The 21,376-nt window shown below is 64.1% G+C and carries 20 protein-coding genes, 1 tRNA gene and 2 rRNA genes (1 of these 23 cut by a window edge); 10 read left to right on the forward strand and 13 right to left on the reverse strand.

Translation table 11 applies throughout. The features are described 5' to 3' along the window. Positions 1-49 precede the first annotated feature (49 nt). Both CK627_RS02205 and CK627_RS02210 read left to right on the forward strand, forming a co-directional pair. Positions 50-490 carry a DUF2214 family protein gene (locus tag CK627_RS02205; RefSeq protein ID WP_005306181.1) on the forward strand — a complete coding sequence of 147 codons (441 nt, stop codon included), beginning with the start codon at positions 50-52 and terminating at the stop codon, positions 488-490. 148 nt (positions 491-638) lie between these two features. Further along, positions 639-1,538 carry a DMT family transporter gene (locus CK627_RS02210; RefSeq protein ID WP_017785514.1) on the forward strand — a complete coding sequence of 300 codons (900 nt, stop codon included), beginning with the start codon at positions 639-641 and terminating at the stop codon, positions 1,536-1,538. A gap of 71 nt (positions 1,539-1,609) precedes the next feature. Here CK627_RS02210 and CK627_RS02215 read toward each other — a convergent pair whose 3' ends face one another. From CK627_RS02215 to CK627_RS02225, 3 genes are all read right to left on the reverse strand, one after another. Beyond that, positions 1,610-2,467 (reverse strand): AraC family transcriptional regulator, encoded by an 858-nt coding sequence (locus CK627_RS02215; protein ID WP_095591583.1) that lies wholly within the window; start codon positions 2,465-2,467, stop codon positions 1,610-1,612. Continuing rightward, complete coding sequence (locus CK627_RS02220) at positions 2,464-2,949, reverse strand: GNAT family N-acetyltransferase (protein ID WP_095591584.1); 486 nt, start codon at positions 2,947-2,949, stop codon at positions 2,464-2,466. The genes CK627_RS02215 and CK627_RS02220 overlap by 4 nt, the downstream gene beginning before the upstream one ends. A 448-nt stretch (positions 2,950-3,397) precedes the next feature. Beyond that, positions 3,398-3,724, reverse strand: coding sequence for a YnjH family protein (locus CK627_RS02225; RefSeq protein WP_095591585.1), 327 nt, complete (start codon positions 3,722-3,724; stop codon positions 3,398-3,400). A gap of 214 nt (positions 3,725-3,938) precedes the next feature. Between CK627_RS02225 and CK627_RS02230 the strand changes: the two genes are divergently transcribed. Next, on the forward strand, positions 3,939-5,168 hold the full coding sequence (locus CK627_RS02230; protein WP_095591586.1) for a hypothetical protein: 1,230 nt from the start codon (positions 3,939-3,941) through the stop codon (positions 5,166-5,168). Positions 5,169-5,313: 145 nt separating this feature from the next. After that, on the forward strand, positions 5,314-6,087 hold the full coding sequence (locus CK627_RS02235; RefSeq protein WP_017787909.1) for a substrate-binding periplasmic protein: 774 nt from the start codon (positions 5,314-5,316) through the stop codon (positions 6,085-6,087). 54 nt (positions 6,088-6,141) lie between these two features. On the opposite strand, the gene CK627_RS02240 is transcribed toward CK627_RS02235, so the two are convergent. Continuing rightward, positions 6,142-6,522, reverse strand: a complete 381-nt coding sequence (locus CK627_RS02240; protein ID WP_021469736.1) for a hypothetical protein — start codon at positions 6,520-6,522, stop codon at positions 6,142-6,144. A gap of 196 nt (positions 6,523-6,718) precedes the next feature. Here CK627_RS02240 and CK627_RS02245 point away from each other — a divergent pair, with 196 nt between their 5' ends. The 3 genes from CK627_RS02245 to CK627_RS02255 all read left to right on the forward strand — a co-directional run bounded on the left by CK627_RS02245 (position 6,719) and on the right by CK627_RS02255 (position 10,094). Continuing rightward, entirely contained in the window at positions 6,719-8,098 is a 1,380-nt protein-coding gene (locus CK627_RS02245; RefSeq protein WP_095591587.1) for a phosphatase PAP2 family protein, read from the forward strand. After that, positions 8,095-9,192 carry an AI-2E family transporter YdiK gene (gene ydiK, locus CK627_RS02250; RefSeq protein WP_167385243.1) on the forward strand — a complete coding sequence of 366 codons (1,098 nt, stop codon included), beginning with the start codon at positions 8,095-8,097 and terminating at the stop codon, positions 9,190-9,192. Before CK627_RS02245 ends, ydiK begins: the two co-directional genes overlap by 4 nt. A gap of 197 nt (positions 9,193-9,389) precedes the next feature. Continuing rightward, positions 9,390-10,094 (forward strand): SDR family oxidoreductase, encoded by a 705-nt coding sequence (locus CK627_RS02255; protein WP_095591589.1) that lies wholly within the window; start codon positions 9,390-9,392, stop codon positions 10,092-10,094. A 60-nt stretch (positions 10,095-10,154) separates the two neighbouring features. On the opposite strand, the gene CK627_RS02260 is transcribed toward CK627_RS02255, so the two are convergent. After that, positions 10,155-11,288 carry an agmatine deiminase family protein gene (locus tag CK627_RS02260; protein WP_095591590.1) on the reverse strand — a complete coding sequence of 378 codons (1,134 nt, stop codon included), beginning with the start codon at positions 11,286-11,288 and terminating at the stop codon, positions 10,155-10,157. Positions 11,289-11,442: 154 nt separating this feature from the next. Here CK627_RS02260 and CK627_RS02265 point away from each other — a divergent pair, with 154 nt between their 5' ends. After that, positions 11,443-12,336, forward strand: coding sequence for a LysR family transcriptional regulator (locus tag CK627_RS02265; protein ID WP_095591591.1), 894 nt, complete (start codon positions 11,443-11,445; stop codon positions 12,334-12,336). A 67-nt stretch (positions 12,337-12,403) separates the two neighbouring features. Then, complete coding sequence (gene dhaR, locus CK627_RS02270; RefSeq protein WP_174704168.1) at positions 12,404-14,314, forward strand: dihydroxyacetone kinase operon transcriptional regulator DhaR; 1,911 nt, start codon at positions 12,404-12,406, stop codon at positions 14,312-14,314. 95 nt (positions 14,315-14,409) lie between these two features. Here the strand turns inward: dhaR and CK627_RS02275 are convergent, their stop codons facing one another. The 5 genes from CK627_RS02275 to CK627_RS02295 all read right to left on the reverse strand — a co-directional run bounded on the left by CK627_RS02275 (position 14,410) and on the right by CK627_RS02295 (position 19,672). After that, a complete protein-coding gene (locus CK627_RS02275; protein ID WP_095591592.1) occupies positions 14,410-15,492 on the reverse strand; it encodes a glycerol dehydrogenase in 1,083 nt (360 codons plus the stop codon). A 152-nt stretch (positions 15,493-15,644) separates the two neighbouring features. After that, positions 15,645-16,361, reverse strand: coding sequence for a dihydroxyacetone kinase phosphoryl donor subunit DhaM (gene dhaM, locus CK627_RS02280; protein WP_095591593.1), 717 nt, complete (start codon positions 16,359-16,361; stop codon positions 15,645-15,647). Between the two features lie 2 nt (positions 16,362-16,363). Further along, on the reverse strand, positions 16,364-16,993 hold the full coding sequence (gene dhaL, locus CK627_RS02285) for a dihydroxyacetone kinase subunit DhaL (protein WP_017765520.1): 630 nt from the start codon (positions 16,991-16,993) through the stop codon (positions 16,364-16,366). 9 nt (positions 16,994-17,002) lie between these two features. Beyond that, the gene (gene dhaK, locus CK627_RS02290; RefSeq protein WP_095591594.1) at positions 17,003-18,073 is read right to left on the reverse strand and encodes a dihydroxyacetone kinase subunit DhaK; all 1,071 of its coding nucleotides are present in this window, start codon (positions 18,071-18,073) and stop codon (positions 17,003-17,005) included. A 240-nt stretch (positions 18,074-18,313) separates the two neighbouring features. Next, on the reverse strand, positions 18,314-19,672 hold the full coding sequence (locus CK627_RS02295; RefSeq protein ID WP_167385244.1) for an NCS2 family permease: 1,359 nt from the start codon (positions 19,670-19,672) through the stop codon (positions 18,314-18,316). A 226-nt stretch (positions 19,673-19,898) separates the two neighbouring features. Here CK627_RS02295 and CK627_RS02300 point away from each other — a divergent pair, with 226 nt between their 5' ends. After that, positions 19,899-20,231, forward strand: coding sequence for a cupin domain-containing protein (locus CK627_RS02300; protein ID WP_005306245.1), 333 nt, complete (start codon positions 19,899-19,901; stop codon positions 20,229-20,231). A gap of 92 nt (positions 20,232-20,323) precedes the next feature. Here the strand turns inward: CK627_RS02300 and CK627_RS02305 are convergent. From CK627_RS02305 to CK627_RS02315, 3 genes are all read right to left on the reverse strand, one after another. After that, positions 20,324-20,400: transfer RNA gene (locus CK627_RS02305), tRNA-Asp, on the reverse strand. 95 nt (positions 20,401-20,495) lie between these two features. Then, positions 20,496-20,610, reverse strand: a 5S ribosomal RNA gene (gene rrf, locus CK627_RS02310). Between the two features lie 83 nt (positions 20,611-20,693). Then, positions 20,694-21,376, reverse strand: a 23S ribosomal RNA gene (locus tag CK627_RS02315) (it continues 2,205 nt past the right edge of the window).

Raw genomic sequence — 21,376 nt, forward strand, 5'->3', positions numbered from 1 at the left:
CGTCCAAAAGGAAGCTGTTTATCTGCTCAATTAGAGGTAATCGACACGGATGCTGAACCCAGACCTGTTGATGGCGCTGCACTACTGCGCCGTGATCACCCTGACCGGGGCGATCACCTCCGAATATTTCCTGTTCCGCCGCGGCATGTCCATCGAGCAGGTGCGCAAGCTGCTGCTGGCTGACGGCCTGGCGGCGCTGGCCCTGCTGCTCATCTTCATCACCGGGGTGCTGCAGGTGCTCGCCCACCCCGACGAACCGGCCGTGCTGCTCGCCAATCCGGGCTACCGCACCAAGCTGCTGCTGTTCTTCGTGATGGCCATCAGCTTTGGCTACCCCAGCCGCCTCTTCTATCGCTGGCGCCGCTCCCTGCGCCAGGGACGCGCCCCCATGGTCTCCATTCAGCAGCAGTTCTGGGTGATCTGGATCCTGCGCGGCAACCTCTTGCTGCTCGCCCTCATTCCCCTGCTGGCCAGAATCGCCAACGGCTAAGTCCCCCGGCCTGCGGCAGTGCAGCGGGATAACCGCTCACGCCGCCAACCTCACCGACAGCGCAAGACAAATCCCCCCGCTCACGGTTATCTTGGAGGCTGGAGCTTTGCGGCACGGCCCTGCCCGTCCGTCTTTCAGGGATGAATCTATGCGTTCGAACATGATGTTATTGATGGCCGCCGCCATCTGGGGGCTGGGCTTCGTCGCCCAGCGGCTCGGGATGGACCACATGGGCCCTTACACCTTCAACGGCCTGCGCTTTCTGCTGGGGGCCCTCTCCCTGCTGCCGCTCTTGTGGTGGCTCAAATCCCGCCAGCCGGGCGGGCAGGCCGGAGATCGCCGCCTGCTGCTGACCGGCGGCCTCATCGCCGGTACCGTGCTGTTCAGCGCCGCATCGCTACAACAGGTGGGGCTGCTCTACACCACGGCCGCCAAGGCGGGCTTCATCACCGGCCTCTACATCATACTGGTGCCCGTCATCGGCCTGGCCCTGCGCCACAAGACGGGGGCCAACACCTGGGTTGGCGCCCTCATCGCCATGGCGGGACTCTACTACCTCAGCGTCACCGAGGATTTCACCATCGGCTACGGCGACCTGCTGCAGGTGGTGGGGGCCCTGTTCTGGGCAGTGCACCTGCTGGTGCTGGATCACTACTCGAGCCGGGTCGCCCCCATTCGCCTCGCCGGGGTGCAGTTCGTGGTGTGCGGCCTGCTCAGTCTGGCCACCGCCTTCTTCATCGAGACCCCCTCGGTGACCGGTGCCGTGGCCGGCTGGCAGGCGCTGCTCTACGCCGGTCTGGTGTCGGTGGGGGTGGGTTACACCTTGCAGGTGGTCGGCCAGCGTGGCGCCCACCCGGCCCATGCCGCCATCATCCTCAGCCTGGAGACGGTGTTCGCCGCCATCGGCGGCGTCCTGCTGCTGGGGGAAACCCTGGACGAGCGCGCCTTCGTCGGCTGCGCCCTGATGCTGGCGGGTATGCTGATCTCCCAGATCCGCCTGCGCTGGTGGTGGAAATCCCGGCGGGACAAGGTGCCCAGCCAGCCCTGATGAGGTAACGGTCAGCCTTCATCCCAAATAAACCGAGGCGCCCACAGGCGCCTCGGTTTATTGCCGCACGTCTAGCGCACGCTGGAGCAGAAGCTCACGTCATCGCGCAGGGGATCGTTGCTCACGCTGTGGTAGAGCTCGAAGCAGGGACCGCTGCCGAACTCCAGCCCGGCCGCCACTATGTCGCCCACATGCTCCTGCCAGCGCGGCCCGTACTGGCTGCGGTCGGTGATGAGGTAGCGGGACTGGGCATAACGGCAGGCCGGAATGAGCTGGGTCTCCACCTCCCCTTCGCCCCGGGTCTGGGGCGGCACAGTGATGCCGATATCGGTGCGGCACTGGGCCGGCGGCGTCACCTCAGGGTTGTCGTGGTAGATGAAGATCCACTCCCCGCCCTCCAGCCCGCGGGCGGCGGCCCACTGGTGCAGGCGGCCGCAGACGGCGTCATAGCCTTCGCCATAGGGACCGGTGACCCGCACATAGGCCAGGGTACGGGCATCCATCTCGACGGTTTTCATGGTGTTGCTCCTTGCTGATGAGTGGCCTTCAGCATAAGGGGACAGAGCATCCCATGCGTGTCCATCCTTGCTCTTCAGGTGTCCGTTCTTGCCCTTGTCGCGGCGAAACTCCCCCGGGGTACAGCCATAGTAGCGACGAAACGCCTTGGCTAACGCCTGGGAGCTGCCGAGCCCAGCCCCCAGCGCGATGGCGGTGACGCTGGCGTCGGTGTAGCAGAGCTGCCAGGCGGCACGCTGCATGCGCAGGCGCCGGCACATCTCGCCCGGGGCTTCCCCCGCCACGGCGGTGAACACCCGGTGAAAATGGTAGAGGGAGAGACAGGCCCGCTCCGCCAGCGCCTCGATGGTGAGATCCGGATCCTGCTCCAGCGCCCGCAGCACCGGGATGAGCCGGCGGCGGTAGTCGATCATGGCCGGATCCTCGCCATGTAGAGGGCATCCACATACTCACCCTGGCGAAAGGCGTAGCCGCGAGCCAGCCCCTCCTCGACGAAACCGAACTTGCGATAGAGCGCCAGCGCCCCCTGATTGTCGGTATAGACGGTGAGCTCGATACGGCGCAGGTTGAGCCAGTTGTCGGCCATCTCCAGCGCGGCCCCCAACAGGGCGGAGCCCACCCCCTTGCCCGCCCAGTCATCCCGCACCCCCATGCCGATACAGGCCACGTGTTTGCGCCTCGGGTTGGGCTCGATATGGAGTGAAATATTCCCCACCAGCAGACCGTCGACCTCAGCCACCAGCGCCACCACGCTGCCGCTCTCCAGTCGCTTCTGCCAGACCCCAAGGGTCGGATAGGGCAGTTGCAGGGTGCCCGCCTGGGCCTTGGGCATGGCATAGAGATCCCGCAAGGCGGGGGCATCGGCCGGTTCGGCGTGACGAATGGTGATCTGCATCTGAGGCTCCTTCTCGAAAACTTCATCATGCAGTATCAGAGGAATCCGGTCATCCCCCTGCCACGGTTATTTGCGCGGGCAATTCGGCGTCCCATCGGCATGGGCCAGCGCCGCGGACCGGACCAGGTGAGCGGCCCCGCCCACTGGCTGCACCGGGCGGCGGACACACAAAACGGGGGCCCAAGGGCCCCCGCATCATCACGGCGCATGATGAATAAAAAAACGGAGCCAGAGGCTCCGTGTTTCACTGCAGTATCAATCTCGAACGGAACGCGCTTCGCGCTCTGCACGTTCCCGTACCAACAGGCGTTTGTACCACCAGCTGTTGCGACGACGTTGAGTGTTGGAAGAGCGACGAGCCATTTCTGAAGTCCCAGTCAAGAGAGGAAAAGAGCCGCATTATGCGATAGAGGTCACGTCCATGTCTTTAGCTGGATCAAGAAAAGCCTCACTGGCCCACGGTGATGGTGCCGCTCTGCGTCGCCTTGCCAGCCGCATCCGACGCCCTTTGTGGCTCGCGCCAGACCAGAGGCCCGTTGCTCTCCTGTTCGTTTTGCGCAGCGCACTCCAGCCAGTCATCACCCTGCCGGATCCGGGCCCCTGCCGAATACTTCTGATCCTGATACCAGCAGACCCGCTCCGGCAGCGATCCCAGCGGCAACACCAGCTCGCCGCCCACTTCCGTCCGCTTCGGTTCTGCCGCCACGCCGATACCGGTCGCACCGCCCAGCAATGCCAGCAGCAGCCAGCCGCCTGCCCTCTTGCCTGAATTCATGATGTCACTCCTCGCTTGATGAAGAATGGAAGCGACCGGCAGCCGCACAAACTTGATTAATAAGCGGTGCCCTCTCTGGCATTCCCAAGCCAATATGGTAGCCTGCCAGCGCCTGCCCGCCCGTCTCAGAACCGGGCCAGGAGAACCCGTTGAATTTGTCGGCCCCAGACAAATATAACCTTATTAATCAAATCGTTATTTGGATATTATCCCAATGCGTATCATGCCGTTGCTCCAGGCGGCCTGCCTGAGCCTGATGTTGTCCGCCTGCGTTGCCCCCCTGCTGATGATGAGCCCCACCAGCCAGCTGATGTGGGCCCTGCTCAAACCCCTGGTCGGCTTCGATCCCAACCAGGCCAACCTGTTTGAACAGCCCCTGATCAAGGACCGGATGACCGCCATCCTCGGCCCCAATTACGACAGCACCATGCAGTTGCTCAAGACCGCCAACGAGCTGCAGCAGGAGGGGCCACTGTTCTACGTGGTCTCCCGCTATGCTCCCATGCCCGAGGTGGCCAAACAGGCAGGCATGGTCTGGAACTCGCAGACCAACCAGATGTCCGTGATGCTGCTCAAGGGCGACGGCACACCCCAGGTCTTTGGCGAAAACCTGGCGGCCAACGCGCCGAGCTGGCCCAGTGAGATGCAGAACTGGCAGGCGCAGGGCAATCCGGCAGCCAGTGCGCTCACCGGAGCTACCAACAGCCTGAGCGGCGCCGCCACCGGCAGCTCGGTATTTGGCAGCGTGCTGGGTTCCCTGCAGCAGGGAGCCAGCAAGACCATGGCTGACACCACCCAGCAGGTCGTGAACGGCGCCGCCACCTCGGCCCAGCAACAAGCCGGCAAAGCAGCCAGCAGTGCCACGGCCACCGCGCAGCAGCAAGCCACCAAGACGGTGACCGAGCCCGCCAAGCAGGCGGTCAACAACGCTGCAGCTACTGTACAGCAGCAGGCCGCCAAGGCCGTAACCGAGCCCGCCAAGCAGGCGGTCAGCAGCGCCACGGCCACCGTGCAGCAACAGGCCGCCAAGACGGTGACCGAACCCGCCAAGCAGGCAGTCAGCAGCGCCGCGACCACCGTACAGCAGCAGGCCACCAAGGCCGTGACCGAACCTGCCAAGCAGGCAGTCAGCAGCGCGGATGCCACCGTGCAGCAGCAGGCCGCCAAGACTGTGACCGAACCCGCCAAGCAGGCGGTCAGCAGCGCCGCTGCCACCGTGCAGCAACAAGCCGCCAAGACAGTGGCAGAGCCTGCCAAGCAGGCAGTCAGCAGTGCCGCTTCCACCGTGCAGCAGCAGGCCGCCAAGACCGTGACCGAACCGGCCAAGCAGGCGGTCAGCAGCGCGGATGCCACCACCGCCGGCAAGGCGGTCGCCGATGCGGCCGCCAAGGCCGAAGCCGCGCGCGCCGCCGCCGAAGCCGAGATGGAAGCACTGCTCAAGTAACCCCTCCCCAGGCCATCGCAAGATGGCCTGGCCGTTTTCCCCTCCCTCACTCTCCTTCCGCCCGCTCCCTGGCAGCGGAAATCATGAACTTCTCGGTATAACTCCCTAAACTGGATGAAGACGACTTTTCGCAAGGAGTGCTGCCATGTCGCGTCTGCTCGGTCTGTTTGTCTGCTGCTGTCTGGGGGCCGCCCTGCCCGCCTCGGCGTTCACCTATTACTCCGAGCAGAACATGCCGTTCAACGGCCAGGATGAGAAGGGCAACAGCACCGGCCTGGCGGTGGAGCTGTTGAGGCTGATGTGGCAGGAGATGGGGGAGCCGGAGCAGCCCATCCACTTCATGCCCTGGGCCAAGGCCTGGTACCTGCTGACCCAGCAGCCGGATGCCGTGCTGTTCACCACGGCCCACACCCGGGCGCGGGATCCCCACTTCCTCTGGGTCTGCCCCATCAGCCACTCGCGGGTGTCGCTGGTGGGCCGCAAGCGGGATGCCCCCAAGGTGACCGGCAAGGCCGATCTGACCAGGCTGCAGATCGGGGTGATGCAGGCGGACGTGGGGGAGCAGCTGCTGCTCAACCGGGGCATCAGCCCCGCCAACCTGATGTCGGTGGAGCGCATGGATCAGGTGGTGCGCCAGCTCATCATGGCCCGCACCGATCTGGTGGCCGGCAACGAGGTGATGCTGTTTCATCAGGCCAGGCAGCTCGGTTTTTCGTCCGATACCTTCGTCACCGTCGCCACCCTGGCGGATCAGGACAACTGCTTCGCCTTCAACCCGGCGGCGGACAAACAGCAGGTCGCCCGTCTGCAGCAGGCGCTCGACAAGGTCAGACAGGGGGAAGCCTTCAAGCAGCTCATCGCCCGCTACCAGGATGTGGTGCAGCCACCTCCGGCCGATCACCTGCCACGAATAGAGTAAGTACCAGATGCAAGCAGGCCACCCTAAGGTGGCCTGTTTCATGGTGCGAGCCGTTCACTGGAAGTGATGGTCGTGCTCGGACTTCTTGCTCTGGGCGCCCTCGCTGTGTTCGATGGCGGTGCGGATGAGGTCCACCCCGGCCCGGATGATCAGGACCCCCATGTTGACCAGCTTGACGCAGACCCACATGAAGGTGATGAGCAGGATCAGCTTGAGCACGGTCTGGAACGCCTCCAGGAAGTTCTGCTCCAGCTGGCCGGTCAGGCCGCTGGCACTGGTCATCAGCCAGGTGTACACCTCGCGCACGAAGGGGATGCGACTCGGCATCTCCAGCACGTCCAGCGCGGCAGGCAGGGCCTGGAAGATGACGATGCTGCCGAACAGGATCAGGATGACACCGATGGCGATGCCCAGAAAAAAACCAAACTGTTTCATGGAAGGTCCCAAGGTTTGCTGCATGGAAATAACATAGCTGCCAATACTAGGGACTGCCTTACCCCACGGCAATCCTTGCGCGCCGGGTCGCTCGCTTGCCACGCCGGCCCGGCCCCGGCGTCCGGCCACAAACCATTGCCCAACTATCTGATTTCTGTGACGCTTGTGTCCATCACCCCCTATCGGTCAGGCCTTCATGTTGCGCCACTGTTTTTTGCTGCTCTGCCTCCTGCTGTCGTCACCGCCCCTCCTTGCCGCCCCGACGGCGGCCGTCTGCGTGGTCAAGCACCAGCAGCAGCTGTTGCTGGTGCAGGACAGAGTCTCCTCCCGCTACAGCCTGACCGGTGGCTACATAGATGCAGGGGAGACGCCGCAACAGGCGGCGCTGCGGGAGCTGTATGAAGAGACCGGTCTGCGGGGCCGGATCGTCGCCGAGCTGGGGCCATGGCAGCGCGCCCTGTTGTTTGCCTGTCAAACCCTGGAGCCCATCCGCGCACAGACTGGCTCTGGCTTCGTCTCCCTGCTGCAGGCCCCCAATCTGGGCGGCGAGATCCTCAACGCCAGGCTGATCGCGCCGGCCCGGTTGTCGGATGATCAGCGCCGCTTCCCGGCCCAGCTAGACTGGCTGGCCCCCCAACTGGCCGCCATGCCCGACAGCCCAGTGCTCTGGCTGCCCGATTTTCGTGGTGAAGGCAATGCACTGCACCGCATGGAAGTCCCGCTGATCCACCAGCTGCAGACCTGGCTCGGTGCCCAGGTGCGCTGGCTCGAGGTCAGCAACCTGTTCGGTTCAGCCGCCTTTCAGCTTGCCCTGCTACCCTTGCTGCTGCCCTGGCTGGGCTGGCCCCGGGTGCGCCAACTGCTGCTGGCCATGCTGACCCTCACCCTGCTGGTGCAGCTGGCCAAGGAGGGGATTGGCTGGCCCAGACCCTTCCATCTCGACCCCGCCCTGGCACAGGGCAGCGCCCAGGGCTTCGGCATGCCGAGCGGCCACGCCGCCTCGGCGCTGCTGTTCTGGGGCGTGTTGCTGAGAGCCTGCTGGCCCGCCAGCCTCTGGCGCAGCACCGTCCTGGCCCTGCTGCTGGCCACCCTGACCGGACTGGCCCGGGTCTGGCTCGGGGTGCACTTCCTGTCGGACGTGGCGGCCGGTCTGCTACTTGGCGCCTTGCTGCTGGCCCTGTATCCCCGCCTCGCCGGCCTGGCAGCCAGTCGCCGGGGCTGGGCCGGGCTCACCCTCGCCTGCGCGCTGGCCGCCGGGTGGAGCCAATCTTCGGCGCTGGCGGGCCTGGCCACCTTCAGCCTGGGGCTGACCCTCGGCATGATGTTGCCGCTGCCGCGCACGGCGCCGGCCGGCTGGCGCCTCCCCTTGCTGGCCCTGCTCGGTGGCCTGCCGCTGGGGGCATTGTGGTGGGCGCTGCCGCTCTGGCTGACCAGCTCCTGGCTCATTCTGCTCGGCCAGTGGCTGCTTTATTGTTGCCTGGGGCTCTGGTTGAGCGCCGGTCTCTGGTGGATACTCTCTCTCGTGAATAATGACCCGCTACCCAAGGGCCCAGGCCCTGACAAGGGATTGCTATGAATATGAAAAAATTGGATTTAGCCAAGATAACCCTGGGAGTGCTGTTTATCAGCCTCCTCATCGTCTCCTGCTTCATGGTGCTGCGCCCCTTCCTGCCCGCGCTGGTGTGGGCCACCATGATCACCATCGCCACCTGGCCGCTGATGTTGATGGTGCAGCGCCTGCTGTGGGGCAAGCGCGCCCTGGCGGCCCTCTTCATGACCCTGGTGCTGCTGCTGATGTTCGTCATTCCGCTCTTCATGGCACTGGCCAACGTGGCGGAGAAGGCGCCCATGCTGATCGAGCTGGGCACTACCATCAGCCACTCCCCGCCCCCCGAGCTGCTCTGGCTGCAGCAGGTGCCACTGGTGGGCGGCAAGCTTTACGACTTCTGGCAGCAGATCCTGGCGAGCGGCGGCCAGGTGCTGTTTGCCAAGCTGGCCCCCTACTTCGGCCAGACCGCCCGCTGGCTCGCCTCCCAGGCGGGCAATCTGGGGCTGCTGTTCGTCCACTTCCTGCTGACCGTCGGCATCTGCGGCCTGCTCTACCACTCCGGTGAAGTGGTGGCGACCGGCATTCGCCGCTTCGCCCACCGGCTGGCCGGCGAGCGCGGCGACAACGCCACCGTGCTCGCTTCACAGGCGATCCGCGCCGTGGCCATGGGGGTCGTGGTGACCGCCCTGGTGCAATCCTCGGTGGCCGGTGTCGGTCTGCTGATTGCCGGCATCCCCTACACCATGATCCTGGTGGTGGTGATGTTCCTGCTTATCGTCGCCCAGATCGGCCCCTTCCCGGTGCTGCTGGCCTGCGTCGGCTACCTCTACTGGAGCGGCGACACCACCTGGGGCACCTTCCTGCTGGTCTGGTCGCTGCTGGCGGGCACCATGGACAACTTCCTGCGCCCCTTCCTGATCAAGCGCGGCGCCGACCTGCCGCTCATCCTCATTCTGGTGGGGGTTATCGGCGGCTTGCTGGCGATGGGGATCATCGGTCTGTTTATCGGCCCCGTGGTGCTGGCGGTGGGTTACACCCTGCTGGATGCCTGGATCAAGGAGGGTGACCACCCTACCGGTGACAAGGTAGACGCCCTACCTCATGACAAGGCACTGTCATAAGGTCAAACGCCGCCCGAGAGGGCGGCGTTGTTGTTTTACAGACAAGAGCCAAAGAGCAAGGCCTTGTGCCGGCACAGAACCAAAGTTCGAACGTTTTCAGCCAAATCCGAACCAAGGTTCGAGCCAACCCCTTTCTCCCCCTGTTCCCTCTCGCTGCCGCCCACCACAATGGCGCCACCATTCAGGAGGAACAACAGATGAACGAACTGAGAGCAACCCGCGCCCTGATCAGCGGCGGCGCAAGCGGAATTGGGCTGGCCATCGCCGAGGCGCTGGCTCGGGAAGGGGTGGAGCTGGTGCTGGCCTCCCGTCGCCACGCCCTGCTGGAGCAAGAGGCTACCCGCCTCTCGACGCAATACGGGGTAAGAGTCCTGCCTCTGGTGCTGGATGTCTGCGATGCTCCCCAGGTTCGAGCCCAGCATGCCCGGGCCAGCGCACTGCTCGGCCCCATCGATCTGCTGGTCAACAACAGCGGGGTCGGCAGCGATTATCTGGTGCAGGATCTGCCGGAATCGGAGTGGGACAGAGTGATGGACACCTGCGCCAAGGGCAGCTTCCTGCTGACCCAGGCTTGCCTGCCGGACATGCTGTCTCGACGCCACGGCACCATCATCAACATCGCCTCCCAGGCCGCCAAAAACGGCTATGCGAGGGCCAGCGTCTACTGCGCCGCCAAATTTGCCGTCTTGGGGTTTGCCAAGGCGCTGCGGGAAGAAGTCCAGCATCAGGGCATTCGGGTTCACACCCTCTGTCCCGGCCTGGTCCAGGTGCCACCACCGGCCTGTGCGGATGAGCGCAAACCCGGTTGGTTGCAGGTCTGGGATCTGGCCGAGGCCGTACTCTACACACTGCGTCAACCCGCCCATGTGCAGCTGGACGAGATCGGCATGACAGGGATCTGAGGACTGCTGAGAGGCAAACAGGGGCGCCGAAGCGCCCCGTCAGCTCATGGCAAGGGAGTATCAGGCTGGCTGATGGAGGGTGATGCAGTGAATGCCACCGCCACCGGCGGCCACCGGATCGATATTGATCTGCACGATGTCACGGCCGGGGTAGAGACGGGCCAACAGCTCGTGGCAGTAGCGGTCGGCCGCCTTGTCGCCAAACTCGGGGGCAATGACGGCGCCATTGATCGGCAGATAGTTGATATAGCCGGCGGCAAAGTCGCGGCTGCGGCTAAAGCGGTTGTCCCGCCCGTCCAGCGGTGGCGGCAGTACATGCAGCTCCAGCTTGTTGCCGTCGGCATCGGTGGCCTGTTTGAGGATGGCCAGGTGCCGGCGGGTCACCTCGTAGTCGTGGGACTGCGGGTCGTTGTCCAGATTGACCACCACCACCCCGGGGCGCACGAAGCGGGCGTAGAAATCGACGTGGGCATCTGTGATGTCCTTGCCCTTGATGCCGGGCAGCCAGATGATTTTGCGCAGCCCCAGATTGGCCTTCAGCTCCGCCTCCAGTTGCGCCTTGCTCACCCCCGGATTGCGGTTGTTGTTGAGCCAGCAGCTCTCGGTCATGATGGCGGTGCCGTTGCCATCCACCTCGATGCCGCCCCCCTCGCCGGCCAGCTTGCTCTGCAGATAACGGGCGCTGGCCTGCTGGCTGACCAGCTCGGCGACGCCGGCATCCTGTTCGTGCTCCTGCTTGTCACCCCAGCCGTTGAAGTTGAAATCCACCAGCCCCAGCTCCCCTTCGCCGTTCTGGACGAAGACGCCGCCGGTATCCCGCAGCCAGATGTCGTCCAGCTCGGCGACGACAAAGCGGGTGTTCTGCTCGCCGCAGAGCTGGCGGGCCAGCGCCTGTTCGGCTTCGCGGCAGAGCACGTTCACCTGGGTATAGGGCACCATGGCCTGCACCAGCCGGCCTATGGTCGCCTGCACCTTTTGGTAATCGCGGCCCCAGATATCCGCGCTGGCGGCAAAGGCGACCCAGACCCGGGTCTGGGGGGCGGCCTCATCGGGCATATGGAACGGCTCGCCGCTGGTGGCAGTATCTTCACCTGCGTTGTTGCTGGCTGCATTGACCTTGCCCGGCAGGTTGCCGAGTCCGGCCAGCGCGCCGATGGCGGCCAGCTGTTTCAAGACGTTGCGTCGGGATGACATGAAAAACTCCTTGGATGATTGCGCTCTTGACCGTCGATGAGTGGCCAAAATGACAAGCGCTGTTAATCAAATTGCGTTGAGTAATAGACTATCTGTCGCATGGATGGCGAACAAACGATCGATTTTCCGTAAAAGTGATAAGTGGAGCTAATCAATGGTGTTCAAACAGTGGCCCCCGCTCAACGTGCTGCGGGGCTTTGAGGCGGCGGCCAGACTCGGCAGTTTTCATCAGGCGGCGCAGGAGCTGCACCTGACCCAGTCCGCCATCAGCCAGCAGATCCGCTCGCTGGAGGAGCTGCTGGGCCAGCCGCTGTTTCACCGGCAGGGGCGCTCGGTCACCCTCACCGATGCGGGGCAGGATCTGCTGGAGACCACCCAGAGCGTGCTGTTGCAGCTGGCGATGGGGATCCAGCGGCTGGAGCAGTACCGCAAACCCAACCAGCTGGTGCTCAACACCAGCACAACCCTCGCCCGCCACTGGCTGCTCCCGCGGCTGGGGGCGTTTCATCGCGCCCATCCCGAGGTCGATCTCTGGCTGTTCACCAGCGACGAAGAGCCCGACATGGCCGAGCAGACCATCGATCTCGCCCTGCGCTGGGATCTGGCTCCCCAGGCCGAGTGTCGTCACCAGTTGCTGCTGACAGACCGCCTGCTGCCGGTGGCTGCCCCCGCCGTGCTGGCGTTGCCGGCGGCAGAGCGCACCACATTGCACGGGGAGCGTGAGCTGGACTGGCACCACTGGACCCTCAAGGGTGGAGAGGATCTGTACCTGCAGACCCGGGGGCTCAACTTCTCCGATCCCGGCCTCTTGCTGGACGCAGCCTGTCAGGGGCTCGGCATCGCCCTGGTGAGCGAGCGGCTCTCCCGTCCCGCCCGTCAGCAGGGGCAGCTGTTGCCACTCTCCACCCACAGGGTCAAGGGGCCGCAGTGGCATCTGCTGGTACATCAGGAGAGCGAGACCATGCCGGAGTGCCGCGCCTTCTGTCGCTGGCTTGCGTTGCAGTTTGCCGACCCCGCTCCCGCCGAGGATAGTTTGCCATCCCTCTGAGGCAGGTCACTGAATCGGGCCCGCAAGGGTGGTTAAATGGGCGTTCGTCTCTTTGCCGGATCTTGTCGTGACCATCCTGTCCGCCTCCATGCCGCCAGCCCGGGACTGGCCTGACTATCTGCAGGCCTCCTGGCTGCGCTGCGCTCACCAGACCAGCGCCACCCTCTGGCATCCGCCCCACAGCGCCAAGGGGCAGACCTTGCAGAGTCTGCGCCAGCGCAAGCGCGACCTGCTCACCACCGGCGAGATGGCCCTCGAAGATCTCTACGAATTCATGGAGGGGCGCCCCTGCGCCCTGCTGCTCACCGACGAGAGCGGCTGCCTGCTGGCCCAGACCGGTCACCCCGACACCCTGCGTGAGCTGGCGACGCTGGGGTTTGGCCCCGGTGCCTTCTTCAGCGAGGGGCGCATCGGCACCAATGCCATCAACCTGGCGGCGCTGGAAGGGATGCCGCTCTGCGTCAGCGGCCCCCAGCACTTCAACCAGACCCTCCACCCCTGGCACTGCTGCGCCAGCCCGGTCTACAACAGCAACGGCCGTCAGGTCGCCATCATGGCGCTGACCTGCAAGGTGGAAGAGGCGAGCGCCGGCGATCTGGCGCTCACCGTCAGCGCCGGGCGCGAGCTGGCCCACCTGCTGCAGATGGAGACCCTGATGCAGGAGTCCCAGCACCACCTGAGCGAGCTCTACGCCCTGCTGGATGGCATGGATGACGGCGTACTGGCCTGGGATCCGCAGGGCCGGCTGCGCTACCTCAACGCTCTGGCGGCCAATCGGCTGCGGCTCGATCCGGCGCTCTGCCTCGGCCAGCCGCTGGAGCAGCACCTGCTGCTGCCCCAGCGGCTGCAGCTAGCCATCAAGGGGCAGACCCCGCTCAGCCATGTGGAGGTGACGCTGGAGAAGCTCGGCGCTCAGGAGGGGGAGTTCATCAATGCGCTGGTGAGCCTCAAGCCGCTACCCGGGCCGGACGGGGTCAGTTTTATCGCCCTGCTGCACCCGGTCGATCGGCTGCGGGCCATCAGTCAGCTGCGCCAGACAGTACCCGAGCTGTCGGCGCTGGTGGGCGAATCGAGCGCCATGCGCAAGCTGCTGCGTTACGCCCGGCAGGCAGCCCAAAGCCAGGGCCCCATCCTGCTGCGCGGCGAGGAGGAGGTGGGCAAGGCCCAGCTGGCGGAGGCGATCCACTTCGGCAGCGAACGGGCCGCCGGGCCGCTCGTCACCCTCAACTGTCAGGCCCTGCCGAACGAGCGGATGGCGCTGGAGCTGATGGGCTCCGACGAAGCGGGACAAGAGCGGGCCGGCAAGTTCGAGCTGGCCCACGGCGGCACGCTAGTGCTGGAGCAGGTGGAGTGCCTCTCCGCCCCCATGCAGGCGGCGCTGCTGCAACTGCTCAAGACAGGTCGCCTCCAGCGCTTCGACTCGGCCCGTATCCTGCCGCTCAAGGTGCGGATCATCGCCACCAGTAGCGCCCCGCTGGAACAGAAGGTGCAGGAGGGGCACTTCGGCCGCCAGCTGCTCTATGCCCTGCAGGCGTGCGAGCTGTGGCTGCCAGGCCTGTGCGAGCGCAGCGCCGATCTGCCCGGCCTCATCAGCCAGCAGCTGGCTGCGCAGGGGCGCGAGCCGGTGCGCCAGTTCAGTCCGGCGGCCCTCGATTGCCTGCTCGCCTACCCCTGGCCCGGCAATCTGGGGGAGCTGCGCAGCGCCATCGAGCATGCGTTGCTTCACGCCGGTCAGGGGCCGATCCCGCCGGAGGCGCTGCCGGCCGCCATTCGTCACGGCCATCAACTGGTGGCGGACGAGGTGGTGGGACAACCACTGCTCACCCTGGCGGAGCTGGAGCGACAAGCCATCCTGCGCTGCGCCCACGCCTGCAAGGGGCAGGTGAGCCAGATGGCCCAACAACTGGGGATCGGTCGCACCACCCTCTGGCGACGGCTGAAACTGCTCGAGATCGATCCCGCCGACTATCACGGCTGACGGCGAGCCGAGCTGTCGCCAACAGGCCCGCTGAAAACGAAAAGGCCCCGCAGATGCGGGGCCGTTTTTATATGGCAAGGTCAGCCGTGGCGCGGTTACAACCCCAGCTGGTGGGCGGTGACGATGGCCGCCAGCACGTCCTCGGCGGTGACCTTGAACGGCATGTTGTGGATGGTCTCCCCTTCCGCAGTGGACGCCTTGGCCACCTCCATCAGGCGCGCCATGTCCAGCTCCTTGACCCCCATCATATGCAGATTGGTCGGCAGGCCGATGGAGCGGCAGAAACCCAGCACCGTCTCGATCTCCGCCATGGGGGCGTTCTCCAGCACCAGCTGCACCAGGGTACCGAACGCCACCTTCTCACCATGATAGAGGTGGTGACACTCGGCCAGCTGGGTCAGGCCGTTGTGAACGGCGTGGGCGGCGGCCAGCCCGCTGCTCTCGAAGCCGATGCCGCTCAGATAGGTGTTGGCCTCGATGATGTTCTCCACCGCCTTGGTGCAGAGCCCCTGCTCCACCGCCAGCTTGGCCTTGTAGCCATCGGCCAGCAGGGTCTTGTAGCAGAGCTCGGCGATGGCCTGCGCAGCCAGGGTGGAGGCACCACCGGCCATGGTCTGGCAACCGGACACCTTGTTGGCGCGCGCCTCGAAGTAGGTGGAGAGCGCATCCCCCATGCCGGAGACCAAGAGCCGCACCGGGGCGCGGGCGACCACGCCGGTATCCATGATGACCATGTTGGGGTTGGTCGGGATCATCAGGTATTCGCTGAACTGCCCCTGTGGGGTGTAGATGACCGCCAGCGCGCTGGTGGGGGCATCGGTGGAGGCGATGGTGGGTACTATGACCACCGGCACCTGCTGGTAGAAGGCGACCGACTTGGCGGTATCCAGCGTCTTGCCGCCGCCGATGCCAATGATGACGTCAAACGGCGTCTGCTTGCAGCGGGCCAGCAGGCGGTCGATCTCGGGGCGGGAGCATTCGCCGTTGAAGCAGTCGAACTCGGGCTGGATGCCTGCCCCGTGGAAGCTGGTGGCCACGGTATCGCCAACCAGCTTGGTGACGAAGGCGTCGGCCAGGATCAGCGGCTTGGCGCCGAGTGCCTTGACGTAGTTGCCTATGTTGGCGAGGGCCCCGTTGCCTTGCACGTATTTGCTGGGGCTGATGATGATGCGGTCCATATTTTATCCCTCTCTCTTTATTTCGTAAGACTTCTTTTGAAACTAAAGGAGGCGAAGGGGCGGCAGTGCCGGGGACTCCTTCGTCTTTTACTTGCATGACAATGGCGCTGCGCAGGCTCGGCGAGCGAGCACAGCGCCTTGAAGCAGGCAGGTCAGTCGCCGAAGCGCTCCGCTGCCAGTTGCTGGAAGCAGGCCAAGGCGGCCTCGGCATCCTCCCCGCGTGCCAGCAGGGTGAGCGTGTCCCCCTGGCGCACGTCGAGCATGGTGAGCCGGGTCAGACTGCGGGGGTTGGCCTCTTTGTCCCCCTTTTGCAGCTTGAGCTCAGCGGCAAAGGGCTTGAGGGCGGCCACCAGTCGGGCGGCGGGGCGCACATGCAGGCCGTGAGGGTTATCCACCACCACCTCGCAGCGCAGCCAGCCGTCGTCGGCAACGGGGGCCGTCTCGGTGGCGGCCTGCGCCGCGCTGGCTGGCAGCATCGCCTGTTTCGGGCCCAGCGCGCCGAGCGCCTCGGCGGCGACCTCGTCCAGGGTCAGACCGGATCCGGCCGCCACCACGGCGGCCAGGGTGCCTTCGACCAGCGGGGCGGGGCAGAGTCGCACCCGGGCACTCAACTCGGGGGGCAGCAACTCGAGGGCGGTCTCGGCGCTGAGCAAGGCGCTGCCAAGATCCATCAGCACCAGCACGCCGCTGCCATCGTCCGCTTCTTCAATCGCACTCATCACGGCGATGGCGTCGGTGCCGATGGGGTGATCGGGGTCATCGACCCCGGCCGCCAGCAACAGTTTCGCCGGGCTGCCCAGCTGATCGGCCAGCGCTTTCAAGCCGGCTGCCAGCATGGCGCTGTGAGAGACCACTACGATTCCGATCATGTCTACAACCTCGCTCTGTCACGCAGGGCGGTCAGCAGCAGCAGGGTCGAAGTGGCCCCGGCATCCTGATGGCCGATGCTGCGCTCGCCAAGATAGCTGGCGCGCCCCTTGCGAGCCTGCATCTGGATGGTGGCCTCGGTGCCGGCGGCAGCGGCCGCCACCGCCCTGTCCAGCGCCTCGGGCAGCGGCAAGCCTTGTTGCTCCGCCTGCTGCAGGGCCGCCAGGGCCGGCCACCAGGCGTCGCACATGGTCTTGTCACCCGGCTCGGCGCGGCCGCGCGAGACGATCCCCTCCACTCCGTCGCTCAGCATCTTGCCGAGCTGACCGAGGGTCAGGCTCTGGCAGGCGTCGCTGCTGGCCGCGGCCCGGATGAAGAAGGTGCCGTAGAGTGGGCCGCTGGCGCCGCCGACCGAGGAGAGCAGCGTCATGCCGGTGGTTTTCAGCACCTGGCCGATGTCTTTGTCCGCCACCGCCGGCAGCTTCTCGGCCACCTTGGCGAAACCGCGTTGCATGTTGAGGCCGTGGTCGCCGTCGCCGATGTCGGTATCCAGCGCCGTGAGGTAGTCACGCTGCTCGGTGAAGATGTGCTCGCAGTCGAGCAGCCAGTTGACGATTTGATGCTTGCTTAACATGAATATTCCTCAGCAGCCGCGGCGCAGGGCGGGGGTGTGAACGGGGGCATCCCACAGGGTCATCAGTTCGTCATCCACCTTGAGCAGGGTGATGGAGATGCCGGTCATGTCGAGGGAGGTGCAGTAGGGGCCGATCAGGTTGCGCACCAGATGGATGCCTGCCTCTTCGCACAGGGCGGCAAGACGGCCATAGACGCCGTAGAGCTCGGAGATGGGGGTACCGCCCAGGCTGTTGACCAGCGCGATGACCCGGTCCCCCTTGTTGAACGGCTCGATAAAGGTGTGCTCCTCCTGCCAGCTGCCGGAGGCTCTGTCCCAGTGACGCAGGGTGCGGCCATAGGGGCTGTTGTCGACCAGCTCCTTGAACATGTCGTCCACCAGGGCATTGAGGTCGGTGAAGGGGCGGCGCTCGATGCCCGGCTCGCCGTGGATGCCGACGCCGAACTCCACCTCGTTGTCCGCCAGGGTGAAGGAGGGTTTGCCGGCAGCAGGAACTGTACAGGCATGCATGGCTACCCCTATGGTGCGGCTCTGGTTGTTGACGCGGCGAGCCAGCGCCTCGCAGCGCGCCAGATCATAGCCCGCCTCGGCGGCGGCACCGACCAGTTTCTCGCACAGCACGGTCGTGGCAACGCCACGGCGACCGGCGGTATAGAGACTGTCTTTCACCGCCACGTCGTCATCGATGAGGGTGAACCCCACCTTGACCCCGTCACCGTGCAGCAGTTCGACCGCAGTCTCGAAGTTGAGCACGTCGCCGGTGTAGTTCTTCACCAGAAACAGCACGCCAACACCGCCGTCAACCGCCTGACCGCACTCATACATCTGATCCGGAGTCGGCGAGGTGAAAATCTCGCCGGGGCAGGCACCATCCAGCATCCCCTTGCCCACCAGGCCACCGTGCATCGGCTCGTGGCCGCTGCCACCGCCGGAAACCAGCGCCACCTTGCCCATCACGGGAGCATCGGCACGGGTGATGAAGTGGGGCTCGATACGCACCTTGAGCTCGGGGTGGGCGGCGGCCATCCCCATCAGCTGTTCACGGACCACGGCATCGACGGCATTGATCAGTTTCTTCATGGCTCACTCCTTGGCTTGCCACCACTCGGGTGGGCAAATGGTTGATGGAACCAGTCTAACGGCAGAAAAGAGGATAAAAATGACGGGCTGTTTGGTTCGGATTTGAAACAGCAGAAGAGAGGTTGGCGTTTCAATCTGAAACAGTGCAGAGCAAATAAGAGCAAAACTGTTAGCCGTCTCACAGCCAACAAAAAAGGGCCCTGCAGGGGCCCTTCGCTACAACCGCAATAACCGGACGGGTTAGATGGCCCAGCCACCGGCATAGAAAACGACCAGCACCACGGCGATGATGACGGTGCCGATGTTGAGCTTCTTCCACTCGGCCGCAAACAGGCGACCGATCACCAGGGCCACGAAGCCCAGCATGATGCCGGTGACTATGTTGCAGGTGAGCACGATGAAGACGGCGCACAGCATGCCGGAGAGCGCATCGACCGAGTCGTTGAAGTCCAGCTTGGTGACGTTGCCCAGCATCAGCAGGCCCACGTACATCAGCGCAGGCGCGGTGGCGTAAGCCGGTACCAGATAGCTCAGCGGCGAGAGGAAGATCATCAGCAGGAACAGCACGCCGACCAGGGTAGCGGTCAGACCCGTCTTGCCACCGGCGGCAGTGCCTGCTGCGGATTCGATGTAAACGGCAGCCGGTGCACCACCGACGACGCCTGCCACCATGCTGCTGACGGAGTCGGCAGTCAATGCCTTGCCGCCACTGATGATATGGCCACGCTCGTTGATGAGGCCCGCCTGACCAGCCACGGCACGGATGGTGCCGGTGGCATCAAACACCGCTGTCATCACCAGCGCCAACACAGTGGGGATCACCACCGGATTGAGGGCACCCAACAGATCCATGCTGCCAACCAGAGAGCCCTTCTCGCCAGTCAGGCTCGGCATGGCGAAAAAGCCCTGCCAGGTCACTTTCGGGTCGAAGATGAGGCCGAGGATGGAGATGGCGATGATCACCATCAGGATGCCGCCCGGCACCTTGCGACGTTCCAGACCAAAGATGGCGGCCAGACCCAACACCGTCATGATGACCGGGAAGGCGGTCACTTCACCCAGCTGAACCGGCAGACCGGCCCCTTCGTTCTTGATAACCATGCCAACGCCGTTGGTGGCGATCAGCAGCAGGAACAGACCGATACCGATGCCGGTGCCGTGGGCGATGCCGGAGGGGAGGTTGTCCAGGATCCACTGGCGCACGCCGGTGACACTGATCAGGGTGAACAGAACCCCCATCAGGAAGATGGCGCCCAGCGCCACCGGAATGCTCAGCCCCTGCCCCAGCACCAGGCTGAAGGCGGTAAAGGCGGTGAGGGAGATGGCGCAACCGATGGCCATCGGCAGCTTGGCCCACAGCCCCATCAGCAGGGAGCCGAAAGCGGCGATCAAACAGGTCGCCACAAACACCGGCCCCTGCTCAAAGCCAGCAGCACCCAACATGTTCGGCACCACTATGATGCTGTAGACCATAGCCAGGAAGGTGGTCAGCCCTGCGACCAGCTCCTGACGCACGCTGCTGCCGCGCGCAGAAATGGAAAAATAAGAGTCCAGAAAGCCGCCGTTCCCTGATTGGGCGGCCATATCTTGCTTTGCCATAACTAATCCTGAAAGTGTGAAGGAAATCGTTTGCGTGAATGGCGCGCAAAATAGCAAGAATTTATCCGGATTGCAGCGATTTCCCTGATTTTTTCATCAAAATGACAGGGAACGTTCTCGTTCGGGCACAGATATGACGGGTTCAGGCTGCCCCTCTTCCCCTGCGAGAGTGAACGACCCACCTATACTGCAGGTAACCATTCACGCTGCCAGACGGGAGATACCCATGCACACCCGCAATTTGCTGAACGATATCCCCTCGCCACTCCCTACCGAACTCTTTCAGGATCTGGTCAGTACCAATCACCTGAGGATCGAGCGCATTCTCTCCCACGGCCATCAGACGGCCCCCGGCGAATGGTACGATCAGGACGAACATGAGTGGATCCTGGTGGTGCAGGGTGAAGCCAGCCTGCTGTTCATCGATCCGCAAACTCAGCAACAGCAGCTGGTCCAGCTGGGGCCGGGAGATCACATCAATATCCCTGCCCGCCAGAAGCACAGGGTCGAGTGGACCCATCCCGACATGACCACCGTCTGGCTCTGCGTGTTTTACTGAGTCGCGTGAGGAAAAAGAGGCAATTCGGGGGAAATGAGGACGGTGTCGGAAACGAAAAAAAGCCCAGTCTTTCGACTGGGCTTCTTAAGTAGTGGCGGAGCGGACGGGACTCGAACCCGCGACCCCCGGCGTGACAGGCCGGTATTCTAACCGACTGAACTACCGCTCCGCATTCGGTTAGCTTTCGCTAAATCTTTTGCCGCTTCTTCTGAGGTGTCATCCTCGCAGCCGGCCATGTGCTTTCACATCACCGTTTAATTGGGTGCCTGGCAGTGTCCTACTCTCGCATGGCGAATGCCACACTACCATCGGCGCTACAGCGTTTCACTTCTGAGTTCGGCATGGGGTCAGGTGGTTCCACTGCGCTATTGCCGCCAGGCAAAATCTTCAATCTGAAAAAGCTGATTTAGTTATTCGTTCTCGGTATCTGCTACAAGCCTTCGAACACTTCTTGGGTGTTGTATGGTTAAGCCTCACGGGTAATTAGTATGGGTTAGCTCAACACGTCGCCGCGCTTACACACCCCACCTATCAACGTTGTGGTCTCCAACGGCCCTTTAGGACCCTCAAGGGGTCAGGGATGACTCATCTCAGGGCTCGCTTCCCGCTTAGATGCTTTCAGCGGTTATCGATTCCGAACTTAGCTACCGGGCAGTGCCACTGGCGTGACAACCCGAACACCAGAGGTTCGTTCACTCCGGTCCTCTCGTACTAGGAGCAACTCCCTTCAATCATCCAACGCCCACGGCAGATAGGGACCGAACTGTCTCACGACGTTCTGAACCCAGCTCGCGTACCACTTTAAATGGCGAACAGCCATACCCTTGGGACCGACTTCAGCCCCAGGATGTGATGAGCCGACATCGAGGTGCCAAACACCGCCGTCGATATGAACTCTTGGGCGGTATCAGCCTGTTATCCCCGGAGTACCTTTTATCCGTTGAGCGATGGCCCTTCCATTCAGAACCACCGGATCACTATGACCTACTTTCGTACCTGCTCGACCTGTCCGTCTCGCAGTTAAGCTGGCTTATGCCATTGCACTAACCTCCTGATGTCCGACCAGGATTAGCCAACCTTCGTGCTCCTCCGTTACTCTTTGGGAGGAGACCGCCCCAGTCAAACTACCCACCAGGCACTGTCCG

Source organism: Aeromonas dhakensis, assembly GCF_002285935.1.
In the GTDB taxonomy this organism is placed as follows: domain Bacteria; phylum Pseudomonadota; class Gammaproteobacteria; order Enterobacterales; family Aeromonadaceae; genus Aeromonas; species Aeromonas dhakensis.

Bases quoted from the DNA above. Each gene is read 5' to 3' on its own strand.
- CK627_RS02220 (WP_095591584.1), bottom strand. From the start codon at position 2,949: ATGCAGATCACCATTCGTCACGCCGAACCGGCCGATGCCCCCGCCTTG.
- dhaM (WP_095591593.1), bottom strand. From the start codon at position 16,361: ATGATCGGAATCGTAGTGGTCTCTCACAGCGCCATGCTGGCAGCCGGC.
- CK627_RS02260 (WP_095591590.1), bottom strand. From the start codon at position 11,288: ATGTCATCCCGACGCAACGTCTTGAAACAGCTGGCCGCCATCGGCGCG.
- dhaK (WP_095591594.1), bottom strand. From the start codon at position 18,073: ATGAAGAAACTGATCAATGCCGTCGATGCCGTGGTCCGTGAACAGCTG.
- CK627_RS02295 (WP_167385244.1), bottom strand. From the start codon at position 19,672: ATGGCAAAGCAAGATATGGCCGCCCAATCAGGGAACGGCGGCTTTCTG.
- CK627_RS02210 (WP_017785514.1), top strand. From the start codon at position 639: ATGCGTTCGAACATGATGTTATTGATGGCCGCCGCCATCTGGGGGCTG.
- CK627_RS02265 (WP_095591591.1), top strand. From the start codon at position 11,443: ATGGTGTTCAAACAGTGGCCCCCGCTCAACGTGCTGCGGGGCTTTGAG.
- dhaL (WP_017765520.1), bottom strand. From the start codon at position 16,993: ATGTTAAGCAAGCATCAAATCGTCAACTGGCTGCTCGACTGCGAGCAC.
- CK627_RS02215 (WP_095591583.1), bottom strand. From the start codon at position 2,467: ATGATCGACTACCGCCGCCGGCTCATCCCGGTGCTGCGGGCGCTGGAG.
- CK627_RS02275 (WP_095591592.1), bottom strand. From the start codon at position 15,492: ATGGACCGCATCATCATCAGCCCCAGCAAATACGTGCAAGGCAACGGG.
- CK627_RS02230 (WP_095591586.1), top strand. From the start codon at position 3,939: ATGCGTATCATGCCGTTGCTCCAGGCGGCCTGCCTGAGCCTGATGTTG.
- CK627_RS02205 (WP_005306181.1), top strand. From the start codon at position 50: ATGCTGAACCCAGACCTGTTGATGGCGCTGCACTACTGCGCCGTGATC.
- CK627_RS02245 (WP_095591587.1), top strand. From the start codon at position 6,719: ATGTTGCGCCACTGTTTTTTGCTGCTCTGCCTCCTGCTGTCGTCACCG.
- CK627_RS02240 (WP_021469736.1), bottom strand. From the start codon at position 6,522: ATGAAACAGTTTGGTTTTTTTCTGGGCATCGCCATCGGTGTCATCCTG.
- CK627_RS02255 (WP_095591589.1), top strand. From the start codon at position 9,390: ATGAACGAACTGAGAGCAACCCGCGCCCTGATCAGCGGCGGCGCAAGC.
- ydiK (WP_167385243.1), top strand. From the start codon at position 8,095: ATGAATATGAAAAAATTGGATTTAGCCAAGATAACCCTGGGAGTGCTG.
- CK627_RS02225 (WP_095591585.1), bottom strand. From the start codon at position 3,724: ATGAATTCAGGCAAGAGGGCAGGCGGCTGGCTGCTGCTGGCATTGCTG.
- CK627_RS02300 (WP_005306245.1), top strand. From the start codon at position 19,899: ATGCACACCCGCAATTTGCTGAACGATATCCCCTCGCCACTCCCTACC.
- CK627_RS02235 (WP_017787909.1), top strand. From the start codon at position 5,314: ATGTCGCGTCTGCTCGGTCTGTTTGTCTGCTGCTGTCTGGGGGCCGCC.